Here is a 21,737-nt window from a genome sequence, read left to right on the forward strand (position 1 = left end):
GTGCTGCCGATCGACGCGGCGGCGCACAGCAGTCGCTGGCGCCGCCGTCACCCGTGCGAGAAGGCCGTGCTCGGCTTCGGTCTGACGGTCCTCGCGATCTGTCTGCCGCCGTGGCCGGGGGCCGTGCTGGTGGCCGCCGCCACCCTCGCCGTGCTGCTGGGCCCGGCCGGTGTCGGGCGCCGGCAGCTGTGGCGGGCGTTCCGCGTGCCGCTGGGCTTCTGCGTCACGGGCGCGGTGCCGCTGCTGTTCCAGGTCGGCGGTCCGGAAGGGTGGGTGGCGCTCGCGCCGGACGGTCCGGTGCACGCCGGGCAGCTGCTGCTGCGGACGTCGGCGGCGTCGCTCGGGGTGCTGCTGTTCGCGTTCACGACGCCGGTCTCGGACGTGCTGCCCCGGCTGGTGCGGGCAGGAGTGCCGGCGCCGGTGGTGGATGTGGCGCTGGTGATGTACCGGATCAGTTTCCTGCTGCTGGACGCCGTGCGGCGGATCCGGGAAGCGCAGGCGGCGCGACTCGGGCTGACCAGCCGGGCGGCCGCCTGGCGGTCCTTGGCGGGGCTCGGCGCGACGGCGTTCGTCCGCGCCTTCGACCGGGCGGCGCGGCTCCAGACCGGGCTGGCCGGGCGCGGTTACGACGGCACGCTGCGCGTGCTGGTGCCGGAGGCGGCGGTCTCCCGGCGGTTCCTGGCCGCGACGGGCGCCCTGCTGGCGGGGCTCGTCGCCGCCACCCTCGTACTCGAAAGGTTCCTGCCATGAATCGTGACGCCGTCGTGGAACTGGTCGGTGCGGGATTCGCCTACGACGACGGGCCCGCCGTGCTGTCGGGCATCGACTTCGCCGTGCCGGAGCGGCGCGCGATCGCGCTGCTCGGCCGCAACGGCAGCGGCAAGACCACGATGCTGCGGCTGCTGAGCGGCGGCCTGCGGTGTGCGAGCGGGCGGCTGCTGCTGGCGGGCGAGGACGTGTCGTACGACAGGGCGGGGCTGACCCGGCTGCGGACGACCGTGCAGCTGGTGGTGCAGGACCCGGACGACCAGCTGTTCGCGGCGTCGGTGGGGCAGGACGTGTCGTTCGGGCCGATGAACCTGGGCCTGGCGGAGGCGGAGGTACGCGCCCGCGTGCGCGAGGCCCTGGAGGCGCTGGACATCACGGCGCTGGAGGACCGGCCGACGCACCTGCTGTCGTACGGGCAGCGCAAGCGGGCGGCGATCGCGGGCGCGGTCGCGATGCGCCCCCGGGTACTGATCCTCGACGAGCCGACGGCGGGCCTGGACCCGCACGGCCAGGAGCGGCTGCTGGAGGTGCTGGACCGGCTGCGGGCGTCCGGGACGACGGTCGTGATGGCCACGCACGACGTGGACCTGGCCCTGCGCTGGGCGGACGACGCGGCGGTGCTCACCCCGGACGGCCTGCGCACCGGCCCGGTGGCCGAGCTCCTCGCGGACGCCGCCCTGCTGGACGCGGCCCGGCTGCGCCGCCCGTGGGGCATGGCGGTGGCCCGGGTGCTCCGGGACAGGGGCCTGCTGGGCGCGGACGCGCCGGGGCCGCGCACGCCGGAGGAGCTGGAGGAGTGGGCGGCCGCGGTACGGGGCGCGTAGGCGGTACGGGGCGCGTAGGCCCCCGGGAGGCGTAGGGGTCGGGGGCCGCGTGCTCAGGTGGGCGGGCCCGGCACGGGGGTCGCGGCGGCGGCCTCGGCGGGATCCCCCCGGGCCGCCGCTCCGGACGGCTCGAAGCCCGCGAGCATCCGCTCCAGCGCCTGCTGGTCCGGCCCGATGAACGGGTCCGCGCCCGGTGCGCCGCTGATCGTGTCGATCATCAGGGGGGTGAGTCCGGTCGCCGGCGGCAGGTGCGTGCTGAGCACCACCTCCGGGTCCATCTCCCGCACCGGCCGGGATCGTCGCGAGGTACTTGTCGACGTCCAGGTTGTGCACCCAGGGGCTGTCGGCGGTCGCCCACAGCAGCTGCCCGGCGCGCAGGTCCTCGGGGGCGACCGCCTCGGCGGTGCCGCCGTCGGCGAGGTCCGCGTCCGGCATCGGCGCGCCGAAGCAGTCGGACGTGAAGCAGGTGCGCGAGCGGTCGTCGTAGAAGCCCACCGTCACGGGGCTGTCGTAGAGCGGCGGCCGGAACGCCGCGAGCGTGCGGTCGCCGACGTCCAGGGACTGCCCGGGGTTCAGCAGGAAGACCCGGTCGAGGGGCAGCGGGCGCTCGGTGGACATGATCCCCGCACCGACGAAGGTGGTGACGACCCGTGCCCGCGGGGCGGCCTCCAGCAGGGCGAACAGTCCTCCGGTGTGGTCGCGGTCGGGGTGCGTCAGCCAGATCCACCGCACGTCGGCGGGGTCGACGGCCGAACCGAGCCGCTCCAGGAAATCGCGGTCCGGCAGGCCGAGGCCGGTGTCCACGACGACCGGCTCCTCGGCGTGCAGCACGAACGCGTTGACCGGCAGGAAGCCGATCCCGGGTACTTCGAGGCAGTCCGCGAGGACGGTGACATCGCGGCCGGCTTTCAGATTGGTCATGGCGGAGCTCCGATGCTCCTGGGGTATGGGGCGTCCTCCCTTCCATGGTGGTACCGCGGGGGCGCGTACCGCAGCTCGCGCCCGTCACGCCCCCTGCCGGAGGCCGGTGGCGTACGCGGCGGCGAACCGCGCCGCGCCCAGGGCCGCCCGCGGCCGCGCTGCTCGACGCCGTCGGCGGCCTGCCGCCGGGGGACTTCGCGCCGCCGGCGGCGGGGGCTGCGCGGGATGGCGGAGTTCCTGCCGGAGGTCGCGGGCGAGGCCGCCTCGGGCGCGTACCCGAACGGGGTCTCCACCGTCGACCTGAACCGGGTCGCGGTCGGCCGTCTCGTCCGGCTCGGCCGGACCCACGGCGTCGGCGCCGCCGTGCACGAGCCGCTGAAGGCGCTGCTGGACGGGCGGGCGGCCGAGGGGAAGGGGGCGGAAAGCTTCTCCTCCGTCTTCGAGCTCCTCAATGCGGGGGCGCGCCGTACGTAGCGCAGGTCACGCCGGGAGCCTTATGCAACTTGTTGCACAAGACGTCCGGCGTCGTCTACAACTGGTGCGACGACACCCGCCGAGGAGGCCCCATGACCCCGAGCCCGTACCCGCATCTGCTCAGCCCGCTGGACCTGGGGTTCACCACCCTGCCCAACCGCGTGCTCATGGGGTCGATGCACGTCGGCCTGGAGGAGGCGGAGAACGGCTTCGCGCGCATGGCCGCCTTCTACGCGGCCCGGGCACGCGGGGGCGTCGGGCTGATCGTGACGGGCGGGATCGCGCCGAACGACGCGGGGCGGCCGTACGAGGGCGGGGCCAAGATCACCACCGAGCAGGAGGCGGCGCAGCACCGGGTCGTGACGGACGCGGTGCACGCGGCCGGCGGGCGCATCGCGATGCAGATCCTGCACTTCGGGCGGTACGCCTACCACCGCGACCTCGTCGCGCCCAGCGCCCTCCAGGCGCCGATCAGCCCCTTCGTACCGAACGAGCTGACCGACGCCGAGGTCGAGCAGACGATCGAGGACTACGTACGCGCCGCCGAGCTGGCGAAGTCGGCGGGGTACGACGGTGTGGAGATCATGGGCTCCGAGGGCTACCTGATCAACGAGTTCATCGCCGCCGCGACCAACCACCGCACCGACCGGTGGGGAGGCTCGTACGAGAACCGGGTGCGCTTCCCGCTGGAGATCGTCCGGCGGACGCGCGAGCGGCTCGGCGAGGACTTCATCGTCATCTACCGGCTCTCGATGCTGGACCTCGTGCCCGGGGGCTCGTCCCTGGAGGAGGTCGTGGCGCTCGCCAAGGAGATCGAGGCGGCCGGCGCGACGATGATCAACACGGGCATCGGCTGGCACGAGGCCCGGATACCGACCATCGCCACCTCCGTGCCGCGCGGCGCGTACACCTGGGTGACGCAGAGGCTGATGGGCTCGGTCTCCGTGCCGCTGATCACCAGCAACCGCGTCAACACCCCGGAGGTCGCCGAGCGCATCCTGGCGGAGGGGCGCGCGGACATGGTGTCGATGGCCCGGCCCTTCCTCGCCGACCCGGACTTCGTCGCCAAGGCGGCGGAGGGCCGGCCGGAGGCCATCAACACGTGCATCGGCTGCAACCAGGCCTGCCTGGACCACACCTTCAGCGGGAAGATCACCTCCTGCCTGGTCAACCCGCGCGCCTGCCACGAGACCGAGCTGGTCCTCTCCCCCACCCGGCTGCGCAAGCGCGTCGCGGTGGTCGGCGCCGGCCCGGCCGGGCTCGCGTGCGCGGTGAGCGCCGCCGAACGCGGCCACGACGTCACGCTGTTCGACGCCGCGGACGAGATCGGCGGACAGCTCAACATCGCCAAGCGGGTGCCGGGCAAGGAGGAGTTCGACGAGACGCTCCGCTACTTCCGTACGCGGCTGGCCGAGCAGGGCGTGGACGTACGCCTGGGCACGTACGCCACCGCCGAGTCGCTCGCCGGCTACGACGACGTCGTCGTCGCGACCGGCGTGACCCCCCGCACGCCCGCCATCGACGGTGTCGACCACGCGTCCGTGGTCAGCTACCTGGACGTGCTGCGCGACGGCGCGCCGGTCGGCGAGCGGGTGGCGGTCATCGGCGCGGGCGGCATCGGCTTCGACGTGGCGGAGTTCCTGACGGACGGCGGCGAGGGCGCGAGCCGGGACCCGGAGACGTACTTCCGGCAGTGGGGCGTCGACACGTCGTACGCCGGGCGCGGCGGGCTGCGCGCCCCCGAGCGTCCGAAGCCGCCGCGCACCGTGCACCTCCTGCAGCGCAAGACGTCCAAGGTCGGCGCGGGGCTGGGCAAGACGACCGGCTGGATCCACCGCACCGAGCTCAAGCACCGGGGCGTGACCATGGTCGCGGGCGCCACGTACGAGCGGATCGACGACGAGGGCCTGCACATCACCGTGGACGGCGAGGCCCGTACCGTGCCGGTCGACACGGTCGTGCTGTGCACGGGGCAGGAGCCGCGGCGCGAGCTGTACGAGGAGCTCGTGGCGGCCGGGGTGTCCGCGCACCTGATCGGCGGCGCCGACGTGGCCGCCGAGCTGGACGCCAAGCGCGCGATCGACCAGGGGACGCGGCTGGCGGCGGAGCTGTGACCGCGCGGACCCCGCTGACCGCGCCGACCGTGCTGATCCCGCTGTCCGCGCGTCCCTAGGATGCGGTCATGTCACTCCCGCACGCGATCCTCACCGCTCTGCTCGAGAAGCCGTCCTCGGGTCTGGAGCTGACCCGCCGGTTCGACCGGTCGATCGGCTACTTCTGGTCGGCCACGCATCAGCAGATCTATCGCGAGCTGGGAAAACTGGAGCAGGCGGGGCACATCCGGGCCCTGCCCTCGCAGGCTCCGGCCCGTGGGCAGAAGAAGGAGTACGAGGTCCTGCCCGCGGGCCGCGAGGCGCTGACCGCGTGGGTGCGCAGGAGCGAGGACCCCAAGCCCATCCGGGACGCCCTGCTGCTGCGGCTGCGCGCCGCGGCGGTGGTGGGGACGGAGGGCTTCGCCGACGAGCTGCGCCGCCATCTCGTGCTGCACCAGGCGCAGTTGGAGGAGTACCTCGGCATGGAGGAGCGGCAGTTCCCGCCGGAGCGCCGCGCCGCCGAGGCGGACCGGCTGCGCCATCTGGTGCTGCGCGGGGGCATCGAGCTGGAGCGGTTCTGGACGGCGTGGCTGACGGAGGCGCTGGCCGAGTTCGACCGCGACCACTGACGGGACTCCACCAAGTTTGTTAACGGTAATCATTTCCATGTAGCGTGACCGCCACCGTACCGACGATGGAGGTCTCGCAGTCATGGCCGTACCCAAGCGGAAGATGTCCCGCTCCAACACCCGCCACCGCCGCGCCCAGTGGAAGGCGTCCACGCCCCAGCTGGTGCCCGTGACGGTCGACGGTTCCGTCTACCAGGTGCCGCAGCGCCTGGTGAAGGCGTACGAGCGCGGCCTGATCCAGCCGGAGGGCTGAGCACGATGACGACGGCCACGGCGACCGCGTCCGACGCCCGCCTCCCGGTCACGGTCCTCTCCGGCTTCCTCGGCGCGGGCAAGACGACGCTGCTCAACCACGTCCTGGGCAACCGGGAGGGCCTGCGGGTCGCCGTGATCGTCAACGACATGAGCGAGGTCAACATCGACGCCGCCCTGGTGCGCGGCGGCGAGGCGGCCCTCTCCCGCACCGAGGAGCGGCTGGTCGAGATGACCAACGGGTGCATCTGCTGCACCCTGCGCGACGACCTCCTGGAGGAGGTGGACCGGCTGGCCCGCGAGGGCCGCTTCGACTACCTCCTCATCGAGTCCAGCGGCATCTCGGAGCCGATGCCCGTCGCCGCGACCTTCGCCTTCCCCCGCGACGACGGCGCCACCCTGGGCGACCTGGCCCGGCTCGACACCATGGTCACGGTCGTCGACGCGGCGAACTTCCTGCCCGAGCTGGCGGGCGGCGACGGGCTCGCCGAGCGGGGCCTCGACCAGTACGAGGACGACGAGCGCACGGTCAGCGATCTGCTGATGGACCAGATCGAGTTCGCGGACGTCATCGTCCTCAACAAGCTGGACCTCGTCGGGGAGGCGGACGCGGCCCGGCTGGCGGCCGCGCTCACCCGGCTCAACCCGGCCGCCCGGATTTTGACCGCCGAGCGCGGCCGGGTGGAGCCCAAGGACATCCTGGGCACCGGCCTGTTCGACCTGGAGCGCGCCCAGCAGGCGCCCGGCTGGGTCATGGAGCTCAACGGCGACCACGTCCCCGAGACCGAGGAGTACGGCATCTCCTCCACCGTCTTCCGGGCGGACCGCGCCTTCCACCCCGAGCGGCTGTGGCGGTTCGTCACCGAGGGCATGGACAGCGGAGCCTACGGGCACATCCTGCGCTCCAAGGGCTTCTTCCGGCTCGCCGGCCGCGACCACGTGACCGGGCTGTGGTCCCAGGCCGGCGCCGTCGCCCGCTTCGAGCCGTCCGGCGCCCGCGAGGACGGCGACCAGGGCGGCCAGGAGCTGGTCTTCATCGGGACGGAGCTGCGCGCCGACGCGCTGCACACCGCCTTGGATGCCTGCCTGATGACGGAGCGCGAGAGCGGCCCGTGGGAGGACCCGTTCCCCGCGTGGGACGTCCACGGGGCGGACGACGCCTGCGACCTCGACGAAGGACCCGTGCACCGGCACGACCACTCACACGTGGGTGTGGGTGGGGGCGTCGGCGTTCAGGGGATTTCCGCTTAGGGGATGTCGGGGCCCGCGCAGGCGGGGAAGTCCGCCGCGCCCTGCGCGAAGGCGTGGTCGTACGCCTCCGGCGCCAGGGTCGCGCGGACGCGATCGGTGATGCGGTCGACGTCGCCGCGTTCCGCCTTGGGCAGCGGCGTGCCGACCGCGTCGCGGGCGGCGGCCGCCGCGCCGAGCAGGCGGGCGGCCCGCACGGGCTCGCCGGCCAGGGCCTCCGCTCCGGCGAGGCCCTCGAAGGCGAGGGCGAGGGCGCGCGGGTCGCCGGTGCGGCGGGCGTGGCCGAGTCCTTCCCGGTGGAGCTCCCGGGCCGCGGCGGCGTCACCGCGCTGTTCGGCGATGAACCCGAGCTCGGCGAGGATGAACGCCACGCCGTGGTCTCCTTCCCACCGGCGGCACCAGTCGAGCCAGGCGTGGAAGTGCGCCGCGGCGTCGTCGAGCCTGCCCTGGCGGCGCGCCACGATCCCCAGCCCCACCTCGGCGAACTCCTCGCCACGCTGGTAGGCGTGTGCGGCGGCCAGCCGCCTGGCGCGCTCGTGGAGCTCCTCGGCGCGGTCGAGGTCACCGGTGAGCACGGCGGTGCGGCCGAGCCGTGCCAGCATCCTGGACGCGTCGTTCCATAGGTCGAGCGCGCTCGCGAGCCGATGGCCCTCCTCGCGCAGGCCCTCCGCCGCGCCGTAGTCGCCCGCCATCTCGGCCAGGTCCCCGAGGGTGTACGCGGCCTGGAGCCGGCCCCACCCGTCGCCGAGTTCCTCGAAGGCGGCCCGCGCCTGCCGGGCGTCCGTCCGCGCCTCGTCCAGCCTGCCCTGGTGGAGGAGGACTTCGGCGCGGACCGCCAGCGCCGCGGCGGCGCCCCAGCGGTCGCCCAGCTCCTCGAACCCGGCATGCGCCCGTTCGGCGAGGTGGCAGGTCACCGCCGCATCGCCGAACCCGGTCCTGCTCAACGCGAGGAACCACCGCGCACGGGCCCGGCCCGCGGGGTCGTCGACGGTGTCGTACGACGTCACCGCCGCCTGGTCGTCGGTCTCGTACCGCGTGTCGAGCAGGAGCAGCGACATGCCCGCCCGCCATGCGCGGGCGGCGGCCTTCCGTGCGGGGGCGCCGTCGCCGGACAGCGCGAGGTCGAAGGAGCGCCGCGCCTCGGCGAACCGGCCGCGCAGGAACCAGTACCACGCCATGGAGTTGGCCAGCCGCAGGGCCGCGTCCCCGAGGCCGTGGCGTACCGCGTGGTCGAGGGCGGCGCGGACGTTGGCGGTCTCGGCTTCCAGCCGGCGCAGCCAGAGGCGCTGCTCGGGACCCCGGAGGCGGGCGTCGGCGTGTGCGGCGAACGCGGTGTAGTGGGCGACGTGGCGGTCGCGCGCGCCCCGGACCTCGTCGTCCCCGGCCTCGGCCAGCCGCTCCGCGCAGTAGGCCGCGACCGACTCCAGCAGCCGGTAGCGGCCGTCGTGCCGGGCGACCAGCGAGCGGTCGACCAGCCGGCTCAGCAGGTCGAGGACGTCGGCGCTGCGCACCCGGCCGCCGGCGCAGACCGCCTCGGCGGCCTCCAGCGTGCATCCGTCGGCGCACACCGCCAGGCGGCGCAGCACGATCCGCTCCTGCTCGCCGAGCAGGCCCCAGCTCCAGTCGAGGGCGGCGCGCAGCGTCCGCTGCCGCGTCGGGGCGGAGCGGAGGGTGGCGGTGAGCACCCGGAAGCGGTCGTCGAGCCGGGCGGCGAGCTCGGCCACCGGCATGTGGCGCACCCGGGCGGCGGCCATCTCGAGCGCGAGGGGGATGCCGTCCAGGCGGCGGCAGATGGTGGCGACGGCCCGCGCGTTGCCCGGTTCGAGCCGGAAGTCGGGGGCGGCGGCGGTGGCGCGTGAGACGAAGAGCCGTACGGCGCTGGAGCGCAGCAGCCGGTCCGTGTCGGGCTCGTCGGCGTCGTACGCGTCGCGTCCGTCGGGGTCGATGTGCGCGTCGGCGTCCGGGAGGTCCAGGGGCGCCACGGGCCACAGGCGTTCGCCGACGACCGACAGCGGCTCCTGGCTGGTGGCCAGGACCCGCAGGGCGGGCGCGGCCCGCAGGAGCTGTGCGGTCAGCTCGGCGACCGGCTCGACGACGTGCTCGCAGTTGTCCAGCACCAGCAGCGTGTCGCGGCCCCGGAGGGCGACGGCGAGCTGGTCGGCCGCGGGCCGCGCGGGCACGCGCGGGTCGTCCCGCAGGCCGAGTACCGCCGCGACGGCCTCGTGCACCTCCGCGGCGGTGCGTGCCGTGGTGAGCTCCACCAGCCGGGCGCCGTCCGCGAGTCCGAGGGCGCGGCGTGCGGCCGCCTCCAGTGCGAGCCGCGTCTTGCCGACCCCGCCGGCGCCGGTCAGCGTCACCAGCCGCTCGCGCGTCAGCAGCGCCTCGATCCGTCGTACGTCCTCGTCGCGACCGACGAGGTCGGTCAGCGGGGCGGGCAGGTTGCCGTGTTGCCGTACGCCGTGCGACGCCGTGGCGGCGGCCGCGGGGGCGAGGTCGGCGTCCTGCCGCAGAATCGCCTCGTGCAGTGCGGCCAGCCGGGGGCCGGGGTCGAGGCCGAGGTCGTCGCGCAGCCGGTCGCGCAGCTCGGCGAGGCTCGCCAGCGCTTCGTCCTGCCGGCCCGCGAGGTAGAGGGCGCGGACGTGGGCGGCCCGCAGCCGCTCGCGCAGCGGGTGCGCGGCGACGAGTTCGCCCAGCTCGCCGGCGAGCAGCGCGTGCTCGCCCAGTTCGAGCCGTGCCTCGGCCAGTTCCTCCAGTGCGGCCAGCCGCTGTTCCTCCAGCCGCCGGGCTTCGGCGCGTACGAAATCGGCGTCGGCGTGGTCGGCGAACGCCGCCTCGCCCCGCCACAGCCCCGCGGCCTCGCGGAGCAGCCGGGCCCTGGCACGCGGGTCGCCGGTGGACGCCTGCGCCCGGCGCAGCAGCGCCTCGAAGCGTCCGGCGTCGACCGCGCCGTCGTCGACCCGCAGCAGGTAGCCCGGTGGCCGGGACTCGATGAGGTCGCGGCCGCCCGGCTCGGCGTCCTCCAGGGTGCGCCGCAGCAGCGAGACCTTGGACCGCAGGGTGCGCACGTCGTTCGCCGGTGGCGCGTCGCCCCACAGGGCGTCGATGAGCCGGTCGACCGAGACGGCCCGGCCCCGGTGCACCAGGAGCGCGGTCAGCAGGGCGCGGACCCTCGCCTCACGGACCCGTACGGGCTGCCCGTCCGACGTCCGCACCTCCAGGGGACCCAGCACTCCGAAACGCACCCCGTCACGTTACCCGCAACCTCACCGGAACGTTTCCGGAGACGGACCGGAACCCCGCTCGCGCACAGTCGTGCCATGACCAACACACCGAATCCCGTAACCAGCACCGTTTCTGACGCCGCGTCGAACGCCGACCGGGGCGGCGAGGCCGTCACCGTCATCGGCCTGGGCCTGATGGGCAGGGCCCTCGCCGGCACCTTCCTCGACGCGGGTCACCCGACCACCGTGTGGAACCGGTCCGCGGGCAAGGCGGACGAACTGGTCGCCCGCGGGGCCGTGTTCACGCCCTCCCTCGCCGACGCCCTCCGGGCGAGCTCCCTGGTCGTCGTCTGCCTCAGCGACGCCACCGCGGTACGCGACGCGCTCGGCCCGTACCGGGACGACCTCGCGGGACGTACCCTCGTCAACCTCACCTCCGGGACCTCCGAGGAGGCGCGCGAGCTGGCGCAGTGGACCACCGACTACGTGGACGGCGCGATCATGGCCATCCCCGAGGTGATCGGCAGCCCGGACGCGTTCCTGTTGTTCAGCGGGGCGCCGGAGGCCTTCGAGAAGCACCGCGAGACCCTCGGCCGGCTCGGCAAGGCGACCTTCTTCGGCGAGGACCCCGGGCTCGCCTCCCTGTACGACGTGGCGCTGCTCGGCGTCATGTGGGGCACGCTCAACGCGTTCCTGCACGGAGCCGCGCTGCTCGGCGCGGCGAAGGTCGACGCCGGCACGTTCGCGCCCTTCACCAACCAGTGGGTGGGCAGCGTGACCGGGTTCATCAGCGCGTACGCCGGCCAGATCGACCGCGGCGCCTACCCGGCCGAGGACGCAGCTCTGGAGACCCATCTGGCCACCATGAAGCACCTGGTGCGGGAGAGCGCGGCCGCCGGCGTCGACACCGACTGGCCGGCCCGTATCCAGGCCCTCACCGAGCGCGCCATCGACGCGGGCCACGCCGGTGCGAGCTATGCCGCCCTCGTCGAGGTCTTCCGGGGCCGGGCGTAGCCGCGGCGGCCTGCCGGGCCGGGGCGCCCGGCCGGAACATCCGGCCGGGTGCCTCCCCGTGTGTCAGGGCAGCGGGACGAACTCGGGCTGGTCGAGCAGGCGCAGCCAGCTTCCGTCCGGCTGGCGCCTGACCACCTGCGCGCGAGCGCCGGCACCGTCCTTCGGCGGGGTCGAGGTAAGGGCGATGTCGCCGCTGATCAGCGTCGGGAGGGGCTCTTCCGGCTCGAACCGCGGCCCGCCCGCGAGCACCTTCTCCCACAGGGCGCGGATCGCCTCACGGCCCACCGTCTGCCGGCCGGGAGGATAGGCCAGCACGGCGTCCTCCTCGTAGAGCGCGGCGACTCCGGCCGCGTCGCCGGCGTTGGAGCGTTCGACGAGCAGGCGGGTGATGTCCTCGGGGCGCATGGCCTTCTCGTACTCCGGCATGGATTCCTCCTGGAGGCGGGCTGGGTGTCGGTCTTTCAGCGCTTCCGATCCTCCCGACCTCCCGATCAGAAGTCGAACAGATGGTTCTTCTGAGAACTAGAATCCTCAGTCATGGAACTGAGGCAGCTGGAGTACTTCGTCGCCGTCGCCGAAGAGCGGAACTTCACCTGGGCCGCGGAGCGGGTGCACATCAGCCAGTCCGGCGTCAGTGCGCAGATCCGGCAGCTGGAACGGGAGCTCGGGGCCGAGCTGTTCGACCGTTCCGCGCGGACCGTCACCCTCACCGTCGCGGGGAAGGCGGCCCTCGAACCGGCCCGCGCCGCTCTCGCCGCCGCCCGGGCGGTCGGCCAGGCGGTGGGCGAGGTGACGGACCTGATCCGCGGGCGCGTGACCGTCGGGATGGTCAGCGGCTGCACCGTCACGCCGCTGTTCGACGCGCTCGCCTCGTTCCGTGGAGCCCATCCCGGGGTGGAGCTCTCGCTGCTGGAGGACCGCTCCGACCGGCTCGCCGAGGCGGTGCGCGCGGGCACCCTCGATCTGGCCCTGATCGGGGCCGCGGCCGCCGTCCCGGAGGGGCTGGACGCGCTGACCCTCATCGACGAGCGGCTCTGCGTCGCGGTCCCGGCCGGGCATCCCCTGGCGCGGCGCCGGCGGGTCACCCTGCGCGACGCGTGCTCCCACCCGCTGGTCTGCATGCCGCCCGGCACCGGCCTGCGCACGGTGTTCGACGACGCCTGCGCGGCCCAGGGCGTCCGGCCCCCGATCGCCCTGGAGGCCAGCGCCCCGGACGCCATCGCCGACCTCGCCGCCCGCGGGCTCGGCGTCGCCGTCCTCAGCGATTCGATGGCCCGGCACTACGGCGACCGCCTCACCGCCCTCCCCCTCGACGACATCACCACCCCCGCGCTGCTCGTCCTCGTCTGGCGGAGCACGCACAACCCGGCGGTACGCGAGCTGCTGCGGCACTGCGGGCAGGCCTTCAGCGGACCCGCTGATCAAGGCGGTCCCGGTCCGGCCGCAGGAAGTCGGTGAGCGCCGAGGCCAGTTCTTCGGGCGCTTGTTCGGCGACGTGGTGTCCGGAGTCGATGCCGTGGCCCCGGACGTCGGCGGCCCACCGGCGCCAGATCGCGCGGGGATCGCCGTACAGGTCCTCCAGGTCGTCCCGGAGTGACCAGAGGACGAGCGTCGGGCAGGCGATGCGCGCACCGGCGGCACGGTCGGCCTCCTCATGCCGCCGGTCGACGGTAAGACCGGCGCGATAGTCCTCGAGCATCGCCCGCACCACGTCGGGATCGGAGGTGGCCCGCCGCCATTCGTCGTGGTTCTCCTGCCCCATGTCCTCGGGGTCGCCGCGGTACCAACCGGTGGGATCGGCGGTGATGACCCGCTCGGGGATGCCCGGCTGCGCGAAGAAGAACCAGTGCCACCACTGGGTGGCGAACTCGACGGTGATCCGCGACAGGTGTTCCGTCAGCGGCAGGCAGTCCGCGAAGACCACCCGGGAGACGGTCTCCGGGTGGTCGAGCGTCAGGCGCAGGGCCACGGCTCCTCCGCGGTCGTGGCCGACGAGCGCGAACCGGCGATGCCCGAGGCGGCGCATCACGGCCACCACGTCCCCGGCGACCGCGCGCTTGGAATAGCCCGCGTGATCCGCTGTGAAACGCGGCCCCCGGGAGCGCCCGTACCCCCTCAGGTCCGGGCACACCACCGTGTGGCCGGCCCGCACGAGCAGCGGAGCGACCCGGTGCCACGTCGCCGAGGTGCGGGGGTGACCGTGCAGCAGCACCACGGGCGGACCGCTTCCGCCGAAGCGTACGAAGACGGAAGCCTCACCGGTGTCGATCCGCGCTGTCTCGAAGCCCTCGAACATCCCGGCCTCCCTGGGGCTCGGCTCACGCATCACGTCTTACCGTCGGCGCGGCCGGGCACTCCTTCCTCATCCCCGGTTCCGCCCGCCCGGCCGCTGATGCCTGCGGCCGGTCCAGCCGACGGCGACCCACGCGGCGAAGAGGACCGCCGCGGCGCCGAAGCCCGCGGCGGTGTCGGTGAAGACGAGCGTGAGCAGGGCCACGATCAGCGTGATCGTGCCGGGAGTGGAGGTGGTGAAGGCGTCGGCGCGCAGGACAAGGCGCAGGAAGCGGGAGGGTTCGGTGTCGGTCATGGCTCGGCATTCTGCCGCGAAGGACCGGCGCGCGGCCCCCGGGCCTCAGCCGGAGGGCGCCGCGAGCGCCTTCCGCCACGCCGACTCGCGCAGCAGGCGCAGGCCGTTGAGGCCGACGAGGACCGTGGAGCCCTCGTGGCCGGCGACGCCGAGCGGGAGCGGCAGGTGGCCGGCGAGGTCCCAGACGACCAGGGCGCCGATGCAGACGCCCGCGATGACGAGGTTCTGCACGACCAGGGTGCGGGCGCGCCGGGAGAGGGCCACGACCGCGGGGACCGTGGCCAGTTCGTCGCGTACGACGACGGCGTCGGCGGTCTCCAGGGCCAGGTCCGAGCCGGCGCGGCCCATCGCGACACCGCTGTGCGCGGCCGCGAGGGCCGGGGCGTCGTTGACGCCGTCGCCCACCACGAGGGTGCGCTGCCCCGCGCGCTCCCACGCGCGGACGGCCGCCACCTTGTCCTCGGGCAGCAGCCCGGCCCGGACGTCCTCGATCCCGGCCTCGGCGGCGATCCGCCGGGCGGCGGCCTCGTTGTCGCCGGTCAGCAGGGCGGGCGCGGTGCCGCTGAGCCGGGCGAGGGCGGCGACGGCGGCCGGGGCCCCGTCGCGCAGCCGGTCGGCGACGCCGAGGACGGCGACGGGGGTGGAGTCGACGGTGACGACGACGGCGGTGCGGCCTTCGGCCTCTACCTCGCGCACGGTGTCGGACGGCGCCTCCGGGCGGCCGACCGTGACCTTCCGCCCCTCGACGAGGGCCCGGACGCCGACGCCCGGGGTCGAGGCGAAGTCGGTGGCGGCGGGCACCGGCAGGTCCCGCTCCCGCGCGGCCGCGACGACCGCGCGGGCCAGGGGGTGTTCGCTGGGGAGCTCGGCCGCGGCGGCGAGGGACAGGACCTCCGACTCGGTGACGGTGTCGGTCTCGGTGTCGTTCAGCAGCCGGATGCCGGTGACGCGCGGGGCCCCCTCGGTGAGGGTGCCGGTCTTGTCCAGGGCCACGCGGTCGACCTGGCCGAGGCGCTCCATCACGACGGCCGACTTGACGAGGACGCCGTGGCGCCCGGCGTTGGCGATGGCGGACAGCAGCGGCGGCATGGTGGCGAGGACGACCGCGCACGGCGAGGCAACGATCATGAACGTCATGGCCCGCAGCAGCGTTTCGGTGAACTCCGCGCCGAGGGCGAGCGGCACGGCGAACAGCGCCAGGGTCGCGACGACCACGCCCACCGAGTAGCGCTGCTCGATCTTCTCGATGAACAGCTGGGTCGGGGCCTTCGTCGCGCTGGCCTCCTCGACCATGGCGACGATCCGGGCGATGACCGACTCGGAGGCGTCCTTGTCGACGCGGACGCGCAGCGCGCCGGTGCCGTTCAGGGTGCCCGCGAAGACCTCGTCTCCGGGGGCCTTGGCGGCGGGCAGCGGTTCGCCGGTGATGGTGGCCTGGTCGACGTCGCTCGCGCCGTCGAGGACCGTGCCGTCGGCGGGCAGCCGCTCCCCCGGCCGTACGAGGACGAGGTCGCCGACCCGCAGGTCGGCCACGTCCACCGGTTCCTCCCCGGTGTCCGTCAGCCGTACGGCCTTGGCGGGGGCGAGGTCGAGCAGGCCGCGCACCGAGTCGGCGGTACGACGGGTCGCGAGGGCCTCCAGCGCGCCGGAGACGGCGAAGATGACGATGAGCAGCCCGCCGTCGAGGAACTGGCCGATCGAGGCGGCGCCGAGGGCCGCGACGACCATGAGCAGGTCGACGTCGAGGGACTTCTCGCGCAGCGCCTGGAGTCCGGCCCAGCCCGGCTCCCAGCCGCCGGCGGCGTAGCACAGGGCGTAGAGCGGGCCCCAGGCCCACGCCGGCGCCCCGGCCAGGTCGAGCGGGAACGCCGCCAGGAAGGCGACGGCGGACAGGGCCGCCCAGCGCACTTCGGGCAGGGCGAGGAGCCGGGTCCGGCGGGCGGGGGGCGCGGGGGCGGCGGAGGGAGCCGCGGACCGGGAAGCGGACCGGTCGGTGTCGAGCACCGGGGAAGCCATCGGAGGCACACCTCTCCAAGGGACGCACGGGGGTGAGGACGGGGAGTACGGTCTCACCATACCCGAATACATGAAGACGTCTTCATCTATACGTGTGGACACGCGGTTACGATGACCTGCATGGGACACGGAGTGCATGGCGAGACGACCCCCGCAGCCCGCCTCGACGCGGAGTCCGCGGCCACCATCGCCGCCACGCTGCAGGCCCTCGCCACGCCATCCCGGCTGATGATCCTGACCCGGCTGCGCCAGGGCCCCTGCGGGGTGACGGAGCTCGCCGAGTCGGTCGCCATGGAGCAGTCCGCCGTCTCGCACCAGCTGCGCCTGCTGCGGGCGCTGGGCCTGGTCACCGGCGTGCGCCAGGGCCGCCGGATCGAGTACAGCCTTTACGACAACCACGTGGCCCAACTGCTGGACGAGGCCGTGTACCACATCGAGCACCTTCGGCTGGGCGCGCGTGATCTGCCCCAATCCGCCGTGGATACTGGGCAGTCCTAGACGGACGACCCGAAGGGGCGGGCATGGCCGACGAGTTGGAGACGGCGCACGACGTGCGGCACGCGGTGGTCATCGGCGGAAGTCTCGCCGGACTCCTCGCGGCCCGGGTGCTGGCGGACCACGCGGAGCGCGTGACCATCGTCGAGCGGGACCGCTTCCCCGAGGGACCGGAGCCCCGCGCGGGCGTGCCGCAGGGACGACACATCCACGTCCTGCTGGACAGCGGCCGGCGGGCCCTGGACGAGTTGCTGCCCGGCGTGGTGGACGAGCTGCGCGCCCAGGGGGCGCCCCGCGTCGGCATGCCCGAGGACCTCGTACAGTGGCAGGACGGGCACTGGTACCGCCGCACGCCCGCGAGCGCGTACCTGCTCACCGGCTCCCGGCCGCACCTGGAGCACGTCGTGCGCCGCCGCGTGCTGGCCGACCCCAGGATCCGGACCGTCGAGGGCACGGAGGCCGTCGGACTGGTCGGCGACGCCGCGCGCGTGAGGGGCGTGCTGCTGCGGGAGCGCGGCGCGGCCCAGGGCGCCGAACGGGAGGCGCGGCCACTCGCGGCGGACCTGGTCGTGGACGCGTCCGGGCGCGGCTCGCGCGCGCCTGCGTGGCTGTCGGCGATCGGCGCGGAGCCGCCGCACGAGGAGACGCTGGACACGGGCCTCGCCTACGCGACGAGGGTGTACCGCGACGGCTCGGCGGGCGACGGCACCGACGGGCTGGGCCAGTACATCGTCCCCAACCCGCACCAGACGCGCGGCGCCGTGGTGCTTCCCACCGAAGAGGGGCGCCACCTGGTGACGCTCTCCGGGCTGCGCGGCGACGAACCGCCCACGGACGCCGAGGCGTTCGAGGAGTACGCGGCCCGCCTGCCCCACCCCCTGGTGAGCGAGTGGCTGGCCAAGGCCGAGCCCGAGGGGCCGGTCCACGGCTTCCGCCGGACGGCGAACGTGCGGCGGCGCTACGACCGTCCGGGCCGCCGCCCGGCCGGCTTCCTCGCCACCGGCGACGCGCTGTGCACGTTCAACCCGATCTACGGGCAGGGCATGTCCGTCGCCGCGCTCTCCGCGGTGGCGCTGCGCGACGCGCTCGCCCATCCGCGGCGTACGCCGACGACCCGGCGTGTGCAGCGCGCGCTGTTCGACGCCTCCCGGCAGGCGTGGGACGTCTCGGCGGGCGCCGACCGGAACATGCCGGGCGCCCGCGGCGACGCCGCGCGGACGCGGGCCGCCGACCGGGCCGTCGCCTGGTACCTCCAGCGGGTCCAGGCACGGGCGGTGGGCGACCCGGAGGTGGGCGCGGCCTTCCGCTCCGTCCTGTCACTGGTGGAGCCGCCGACCGCGCTGTTCGCGCCGCGGATCGTGCGGGCGGTGCTGTTCGGCCCGGTCCGCGAGGCGCCCACCGAGCCGCAGATGTGGCGGGAGTCCGCGGGCGCCTGACCTAGCGTCACGGGCGCATGACCACCTTCACCGCGCCGTCGTCCTTGTGCTGGAACATCCGGTACGCGTGCGGGGCGTCGGCCAGCGGGAGGTGGTGGGTGGCGAAGCCGTCCACGCCGAGCGGGTCGTCGTCGGTGAGCAGGGGCAGGATGTCGTCGACCCAGCGGCGGACGTTGGCCTGGCCCATGCGCAGCTGGATCTGCTTGTCGAACAGCGTCATCATCGGCAGCGGGTCGGCGGCGCCGCCGTAGACGCCGCTGAGGGAGATCGTGCCGCCGCGCCGCACCAGGTCGATGGCGAGGTACAGGGCGGCGAGCCGGTCGGTTCCGGCCTTCTGGTGGAGCCTGGCCGCCCACGACTTGGGCAGCAGACCGGCGGCCTGCTGCTGGGTGCGGGCCAGGGGGCTGCCGTGCGCCTCGGTGCCGACGGCGTCGATGACGGCGTCGGGGCCGCGGCCCCGGGTGTGGGCCTTGACCGCGTCCACCAGCTCCTCCTGGCTGTCGTGGCCGCTCAGGTCGAACACCTCGACCCCGCGCGCCTTCGCGCGCTGGAGGCGGTCCCCCACCAGGTCGACGCCGATGACCTGCGCGGCGCCCTGGTGGAGGGCGATGCGGCAGCACATGTCGCCGATGGGGCCGAGTCCGAGGACGGCGACGGAGCCGCCGGGCGGGATATCGGCGTACCGCACGGCCTGCCAGGCGGTCGGCAGGACGTCGGAGAGGTAGAGGTAGCGGTCGTCGGGCGGGCCCTCGGGGACCTTGATGGGGCCGAACTGCGCCTGCGGCACGCGAAGGTACTCGGCCTGGCCGCCGGGCACAGAGCCGTACAGCCGCGAATAGCCGAACAGGGCGGCGCCCATGCCCTCCTGCCGCACCTGGGTGGTCTCGCACTGGGTCGGGAGCCCCGAGACGCACATCCAGCAGTGGCCGCAGGCGATCTGGAAGGGGACGACGACCCGGTCGCCGGGCTTGAGGTCCGGCACCTCGGCGCCGACCTCCTCCACGATGCCCATCGGCTCGTGCCCGAGGATGTCGCCGGGGGTCATGAACGGCGTGAGCACCTCGTACAAGTGCAGGTCCGAGCCGCACAGCCCGGTGGAGGTGACCTTGATGACCGCGTCCGTCGGATGTTCGATCCGGGGGTCCGGCACTGTCTCCACCCGTACGTCGCGCTTGCCCTGCCATGTCACGGCCCTCATCGTGCGTGTCCCTTCACCGGCTCCTGCGGGGGCGCGCACCGGGTACCCGGGCGCGTCGCCGGTGAATCCGTTTTCGGCCAGAGTGCGGGGGACGGGCCGGACCCCCCTTCCGTGAAGGTTTAGACCAATGATAAGGATTCCTCACGCAAACAGCACGCTCCGCTACGCTGAGCGAAGGAAATTGAGGGTTGAACATGGCTGAGCCTCAGGCCCCCGCACTTCCGCTCTACCTCCAGGTCGCCGCCGCGCTGCGCGACGACCTCATCCACCGCCGGATAGCGCCGGGCACCCGGCTGCCGTCCGAGCGCTCCCTGGTGCAGCGCTTCCGGGTGAACCGGCAGACCGTCCGCAGCGCCCTGCGCCTGCTGCGCGACGAGCGCCTCGTCGTCACCGAGCGGCGCGGCACCTTCGCCGCCACCGGCGGCGGCGCACAGGCGCCCAAGCCGGTCCTCGCGCCCGGGCTGCTCCAGTTCCCCTGCGGGCCGGGCGCGCCGGACGCGCTCGCCGAGGTGGGCCTCGCCTGGGAGCCCGCACCGCCGGAGCTGGCCGAGCGGCTCGGGCTGCTGCCCGGCGAGCCGGCGCTGGTCCACCGCCACCGGGTGCTGGGGACGGGGACCGGAGGCTCCGCGCCCGTACGGCAGTGGGCCCTGACCCGGTTCTCCCGGTACGCGCTGGCCGAGGTGCCCGAACTGGCCGGCTACCGGCGCCCGCAGGCCCGGCCCGCCAGGCCGGACCTGCGGCTGCTGTACCACTGGATGCACCGGGCCGGGCTGCGGCTGACGCGGCGCGAGTCCATCGGCGTCGACCGCGCGGCGGGCGCCTTCGCGTGCCTGGCCGTGCACCGGGAGGTGAGCGACCAGCACGGGCACGTGCTGGAGGTGACGGACATCCGGTTCGCGCCGGAACCTCCGCGATCCCCGGAGCCCCAGGAGTCGCACGAGTCCCCGGAGTCGCAGGAGTCCGCCTCCTGGACGTACACCTGGACGTACGAGTTCACCAGCTGAGCCACGGGTACGCGGGGCGGCGTCAGACGATGCCCTCGGCGATCTCCGCCTGTTCGCGGGCGTTGCCGTACGGCGAGGGCGTGCCGTACGAGCGGCGGGCGACGTACCACCACACGCTCGCCAGGATCAGCACCACGGCGAGCGCGATCACGGCGTAGTTCATCGAATCGATGGTCACCGGTGCCTTCTGGGGCAGGCAGAAGAGCACGGTGACCGCGGCGACCCAGACGACGGCGGTCCAGCCGATGGGCTTGGACCAGCGGCCCAGCGACCAGGGCCCGGGCTGGAAGCGGTCTCCCGCGCGCAGCCGCAGGAAGATCGGGATGGCGTAGGCGGGGGTGATCCCGATGACGTTGATGGCGGTGACGGCGCCGTAGGCGGTCGCCGAGTACAGCGAGGGAACGGCGAGCACGCCCGCGACGGCGACCGACAGCCACACCGCGTTGGCCGGGGTCTGCGTGCGGCTGCTGACCTTGCGCCAGAGCGCCGAGCCGGGCAGGGCGTTGTCCCGGCTGAAGGCGAACACCATGCGGCTGGCGGCGGCGACCTCGGCGTTGCCGCAGAAGAGCTGCGCCACGATGACCACCAGGAGCAGGGCGGTGGCGCCGGCGGTGCCCAGCGCGTCGATGAGGATCTGCGCGGGCGGTACGCCGGTCGCGCTGTTCTGCGTGCCCGCGTAGTCCTGGATGGCGAAGGTCAGCCCGGCGAGCAGCGCGAAACCGGCGATCCAGGAAACCCAGATGGCCCGCACGATGCCCTTGGCGGCGGAGACGGACGCGTTGGAGGTCTCCTCGGAGAGGTGGGCCGAGGCGTCGTAGCCGGAGAAGGTGTACTGGGCGAGGAGCAGGCCGATGGCCGCCACGTAGAAGGGGTTGGCCCAGCCCGTGTCGTTGACGAACTCCGTGAAGACGAACTCGACCGACTGGTGGCGGTCGGGCACGAGCGCGAGCGCGCCGACGATGACGGCGACGCCGGTCAGGTGCCACCAGACGCTGATGGAGTTGAGGACGCTGACGAGGCGGACGCCGAAGAGGTTCAGCACGGCGTGCAGCAGCAGGATGCAGAGGAAGATCGCGAAGGTGGAGCCGGGGGTGGGCACGAAGCCGAACTGCAGGTTGAGGAACGCGCCGGTGAAGAGGGCGGCGCCGTAGTCGATGCCGGCGATCGCGCCGAGCAGTCCGAGCAGGTTGAGCCAGCCGGTGTACCAGCCCCAGCGGCGGCCGCCCAGCCGGTCGGCCATGTAGTACAGCGCCCCGGAGGTGGGGTACGCGCTGGTGACCTCGGCGAGCGCCATGCCGACGCACAGCACGAACAGGCCGACGCCCGCCCAGCCCCAGAGCATCACGGCGGGGCCGCCGGTGCCGAGGCCGAAGCCGTACAGGGTCATGCAGCCGGAGAGGATGGAGATGACGGAGAAGCTGATGGCGAAGTTGCCGAAGCTGCCCATGCGGCGGGCCAGGACCGGCTGGTAGCCGAGCTCTCTGAGCCGCTGCTCGTCGTCCAGGGGCGGAGCCTGCCGCTCCGGGCGGGCCCACAGGGTGCGGGACATGGCGGTAC

At 74.2% G+C, this 21,737-nt stretch carries 20 protein-coding genes and 1 pseudogene; 12 read left to right on the plus strand and 9 right to left on the minus strand.

Going from position 1 to position 21,737, the window contains the following annotated elements; genetic code table 11:
* Positions 1-750, plus strand: a complete 750-nt coding sequence (gene cbiQ, locus ABZX67_RS14900) for a cobalt ECF transporter T component CbiQ (protein WP_355359397.1) — start codon at positions 1-3, stop codon at positions 748-750.
* A complete protein-coding gene (locus ABZX67_RS14905) occupies positions 747-1,592 on the plus strand; it encodes an ATP-binding cassette domain-containing protein (RefSeq protein WP_355359400.1) in 846 nt (281 codons plus the stop codon). The genes cbiQ and ABZX67_RS14905 overlap by 4 nt, the downstream gene beginning before the upstream one ends.
* Before the next feature lie 53 nt (positions 1,593-1,645).
* On the opposite strand, the gene ABZX67_RS14910 is transcribed toward ABZX67_RS14905, so the two are convergent.
* A complete protein-coding gene (locus tag ABZX67_RS14910) occupies positions 1,646-1,879 on the minus strand; it encodes a hypothetical protein (RefSeq protein ID WP_355359403.1) in 234 nt (77 codons plus the stop codon).
* Between the two features lie 202 nt (positions 1,880-2,081).
* Positions 2,082-2,513, minus strand: a pseudogene (locus ABZX67_RS14915) (MBL fold metallo-hydrolase); the annotation flags it as partial.
* Positions 2,514-2,738: 225 nt separating this feature from the next.
* Between ABZX67_RS14915 and ABZX67_RS14920 the strand changes: the two are divergent.
* From ABZX67_RS14920 to ABZX67_RS14940, 5 genes are all read left to right on the plus strand, one after another.
* Positions 2,739-2,987: a hypothetical protein gene (locus ABZX67_RS14920; protein WP_355359662.1), complete on the plus strand. Its 249-nt coding sequence runs from the start codon at positions 2,739-2,741 to the stop codon at positions 2,985-2,987.
* Positions 2,988-3,079: 92 nt separating this feature from the next.
* Positions 3,080-5,101: an NADPH-dependent 2,4-dienoyl-CoA reductase gene (locus ABZX67_RS14925; protein ID WP_355359406.1), complete on the plus strand. Its 2,022-nt coding sequence runs from the start codon at positions 3,080-3,082 to the stop codon at positions 5,099-5,101.
* A 68-nt stretch (positions 5,102-5,169) separates the two neighbouring features.
* Entirely contained in the window at positions 5,170-5,709 is a 540-nt protein-coding gene (locus ABZX67_RS14930) for a PadR family transcriptional regulator (RefSeq protein ID WP_355359409.1), read from the plus strand.
* A gap of 82 nt (positions 5,710-5,791) precedes the next feature.
* Positions 5,792-5,962, plus strand: coding sequence for a 50S ribosomal protein L32 (gene rpmF, locus ABZX67_RS14935; protein WP_355359412.1), 171 nt, complete (start codon positions 5,792-5,794; stop codon positions 5,960-5,962).
* A gap of 5 nt (positions 5,963-5,967) precedes the next feature.
* Complete coding sequence (locus ABZX67_RS14940) at positions 5,968-7,212, plus strand: GTP-binding protein (RefSeq protein ID WP_355359415.1); 1,245 nt, start codon at positions 5,968-5,970, stop codon at positions 7,210-7,212.
* On the opposite strand, the gene ABZX67_RS14945 is transcribed toward ABZX67_RS14940, so the two are convergent.
* Positions 7,209-10,451, minus strand: a complete 3,243-nt coding sequence (locus tag ABZX67_RS14945) for a BTAD domain-containing putative transcriptional regulator (protein ID WP_355359418.1) — start codon at positions 10,449-10,451, stop codon at positions 7,209-7,211. The two genes, ABZX67_RS14940 and ABZX67_RS14945, sit on opposite strands and share 4 nt — an antisense overlap.
* A gap of 75 nt (positions 10,452-10,526) precedes the next feature.
* Between ABZX67_RS14945 and ABZX67_RS14950 the strand changes: the two genes are divergently transcribed.
* Positions 10,527-11,444, plus strand: coding sequence for an NAD(P)-binding domain-containing protein (locus ABZX67_RS14950; protein WP_355359421.1), 918 nt, complete (start codon positions 10,527-10,529; stop codon positions 11,442-11,444).
* Positions 11,445-11,507: 63 nt separating this feature from the next.
* Here ABZX67_RS14950 and ABZX67_RS14955 read toward each other — a convergent pair whose 3' ends face one another.
* A complete protein-coding gene (locus tag ABZX67_RS14955; protein ID WP_355359424.1) occupies positions 11,508-11,870 on the minus strand; it encodes a nuclear transport factor 2 family protein in 363 nt (120 codons plus the stop codon).
* A gap of 111 nt (positions 11,871-11,981) precedes the next feature.
* Between ABZX67_RS14955 and ABZX67_RS14960 the strand changes: the two genes are divergently transcribed.
* The gene (locus ABZX67_RS14960; protein WP_355359427.1) at positions 11,982-12,902 is read left to right on the plus strand and encodes a LysR substrate-binding domain-containing protein; all 921 of its coding nucleotides are present in this window, start codon (positions 11,982-11,984) and stop codon (positions 12,900-12,902) included.
* On the opposite strand, the gene ABZX67_RS14965 is transcribed toward ABZX67_RS14960, so the two are convergent.
* The 3 genes from ABZX67_RS14965 to ABZX67_RS14975 form a co-directional block, all read right to left on the minus strand.
* A complete protein-coding gene (locus ABZX67_RS14965; RefSeq protein ID WP_355359665.1) occupies positions 12,850-13,740 on the minus strand; it encodes an alpha/beta hydrolase in 891 nt (296 codons plus the stop codon). The two genes, ABZX67_RS14960 and ABZX67_RS14965, sit on opposite strands and share 53 nt — an antisense overlap.
* Before the next feature lie 66 nt (positions 13,741-13,806).
* Positions 13,807-14,031, minus strand: a complete 225-nt coding sequence (locus ABZX67_RS14970) for a hypothetical protein (protein ID WP_355359430.1) — start codon at positions 14,029-14,031, stop codon at positions 13,807-13,809.
* Positions 14,032-14,076: 45 nt separating this feature from the next.
* On the minus strand, positions 14,077-16,047 hold the full coding sequence (locus ABZX67_RS14975) for a heavy metal translocating P-type ATPase (RefSeq protein ID WP_355359433.1): 1,971 nt from the start codon (positions 16,045-16,047) through the stop codon (positions 14,077-14,079).
* 120 nt (positions 16,048-16,167) lie between these two features.
* Between ABZX67_RS14975 and ABZX67_RS14980 the strand changes: the two genes are divergently transcribed.
* Positions 16,168-16,545, plus strand: coding sequence for a metalloregulator ArsR/SmtB family transcription factor (locus tag ABZX67_RS14980; protein ID WP_355359436.1), 378 nt, complete (start codon positions 16,168-16,170; stop codon positions 16,543-16,545).
* Between the two features lie 23 nt (positions 16,546-16,568).
* A complete protein-coding gene (locus ABZX67_RS14985; RefSeq protein WP_355359439.1) occupies positions 16,569-17,978 on the plus strand; it encodes an FAD-dependent monooxygenase in 1,410 nt (469 codons plus the stop codon).
* A 7-nt stretch (positions 17,979-17,985) separates the two neighbouring features.
* Here ABZX67_RS14985 and ABZX67_RS14990 read toward each other — a convergent pair whose 3' ends face one another.
* On the minus strand, positions 17,986-19,176 hold the full coding sequence (locus ABZX67_RS14990; protein ID WP_355359442.1) for a zinc-dependent alcohol dehydrogenase: 1,191 nt from the start codon (positions 19,174-19,176) through the stop codon (positions 17,986-17,988).
* Between the two features lie 194 nt (positions 19,177-19,370).
* On the opposite strand from ABZX67_RS14990, the gene ABZX67_RS14995 reads away from it, so the two are divergent.
* Positions 19,371-20,180 carry a GntR family transcriptional regulator gene (locus tag ABZX67_RS14995; protein ID WP_355359445.1) on the plus strand — a complete coding sequence of 270 codons (810 nt, stop codon included), beginning with the start codon at positions 19,371-19,373 and terminating at the stop codon, positions 20,178-20,180.
* Between the two features lie 22 nt (positions 20,181-20,202).
* On the opposite strand, the gene ABZX67_RS15000 is transcribed toward ABZX67_RS14995, so the two are convergent.
* Positions 20,203-21,729: an amino acid permease gene (locus ABZX67_RS15000; protein ID WP_355359448.1), complete on the minus strand. Its 1,527-nt coding sequence runs from the start codon at positions 21,727-21,729 to the stop codon at positions 20,203-20,205.
* Between the last annotated feature and the right edge of the window lie 8 nt (positions 21,730-21,737).

Origin of the sequence: Streptomyces sp. NPDC003036 (genome assembly GCF_040611175.1) — a bacterium.
Classification (GTDB): domain Bacteria; phylum Actinomycetota; class Actinomycetes; order Streptomycetales; family Streptomycetaceae; genus Streptomyces.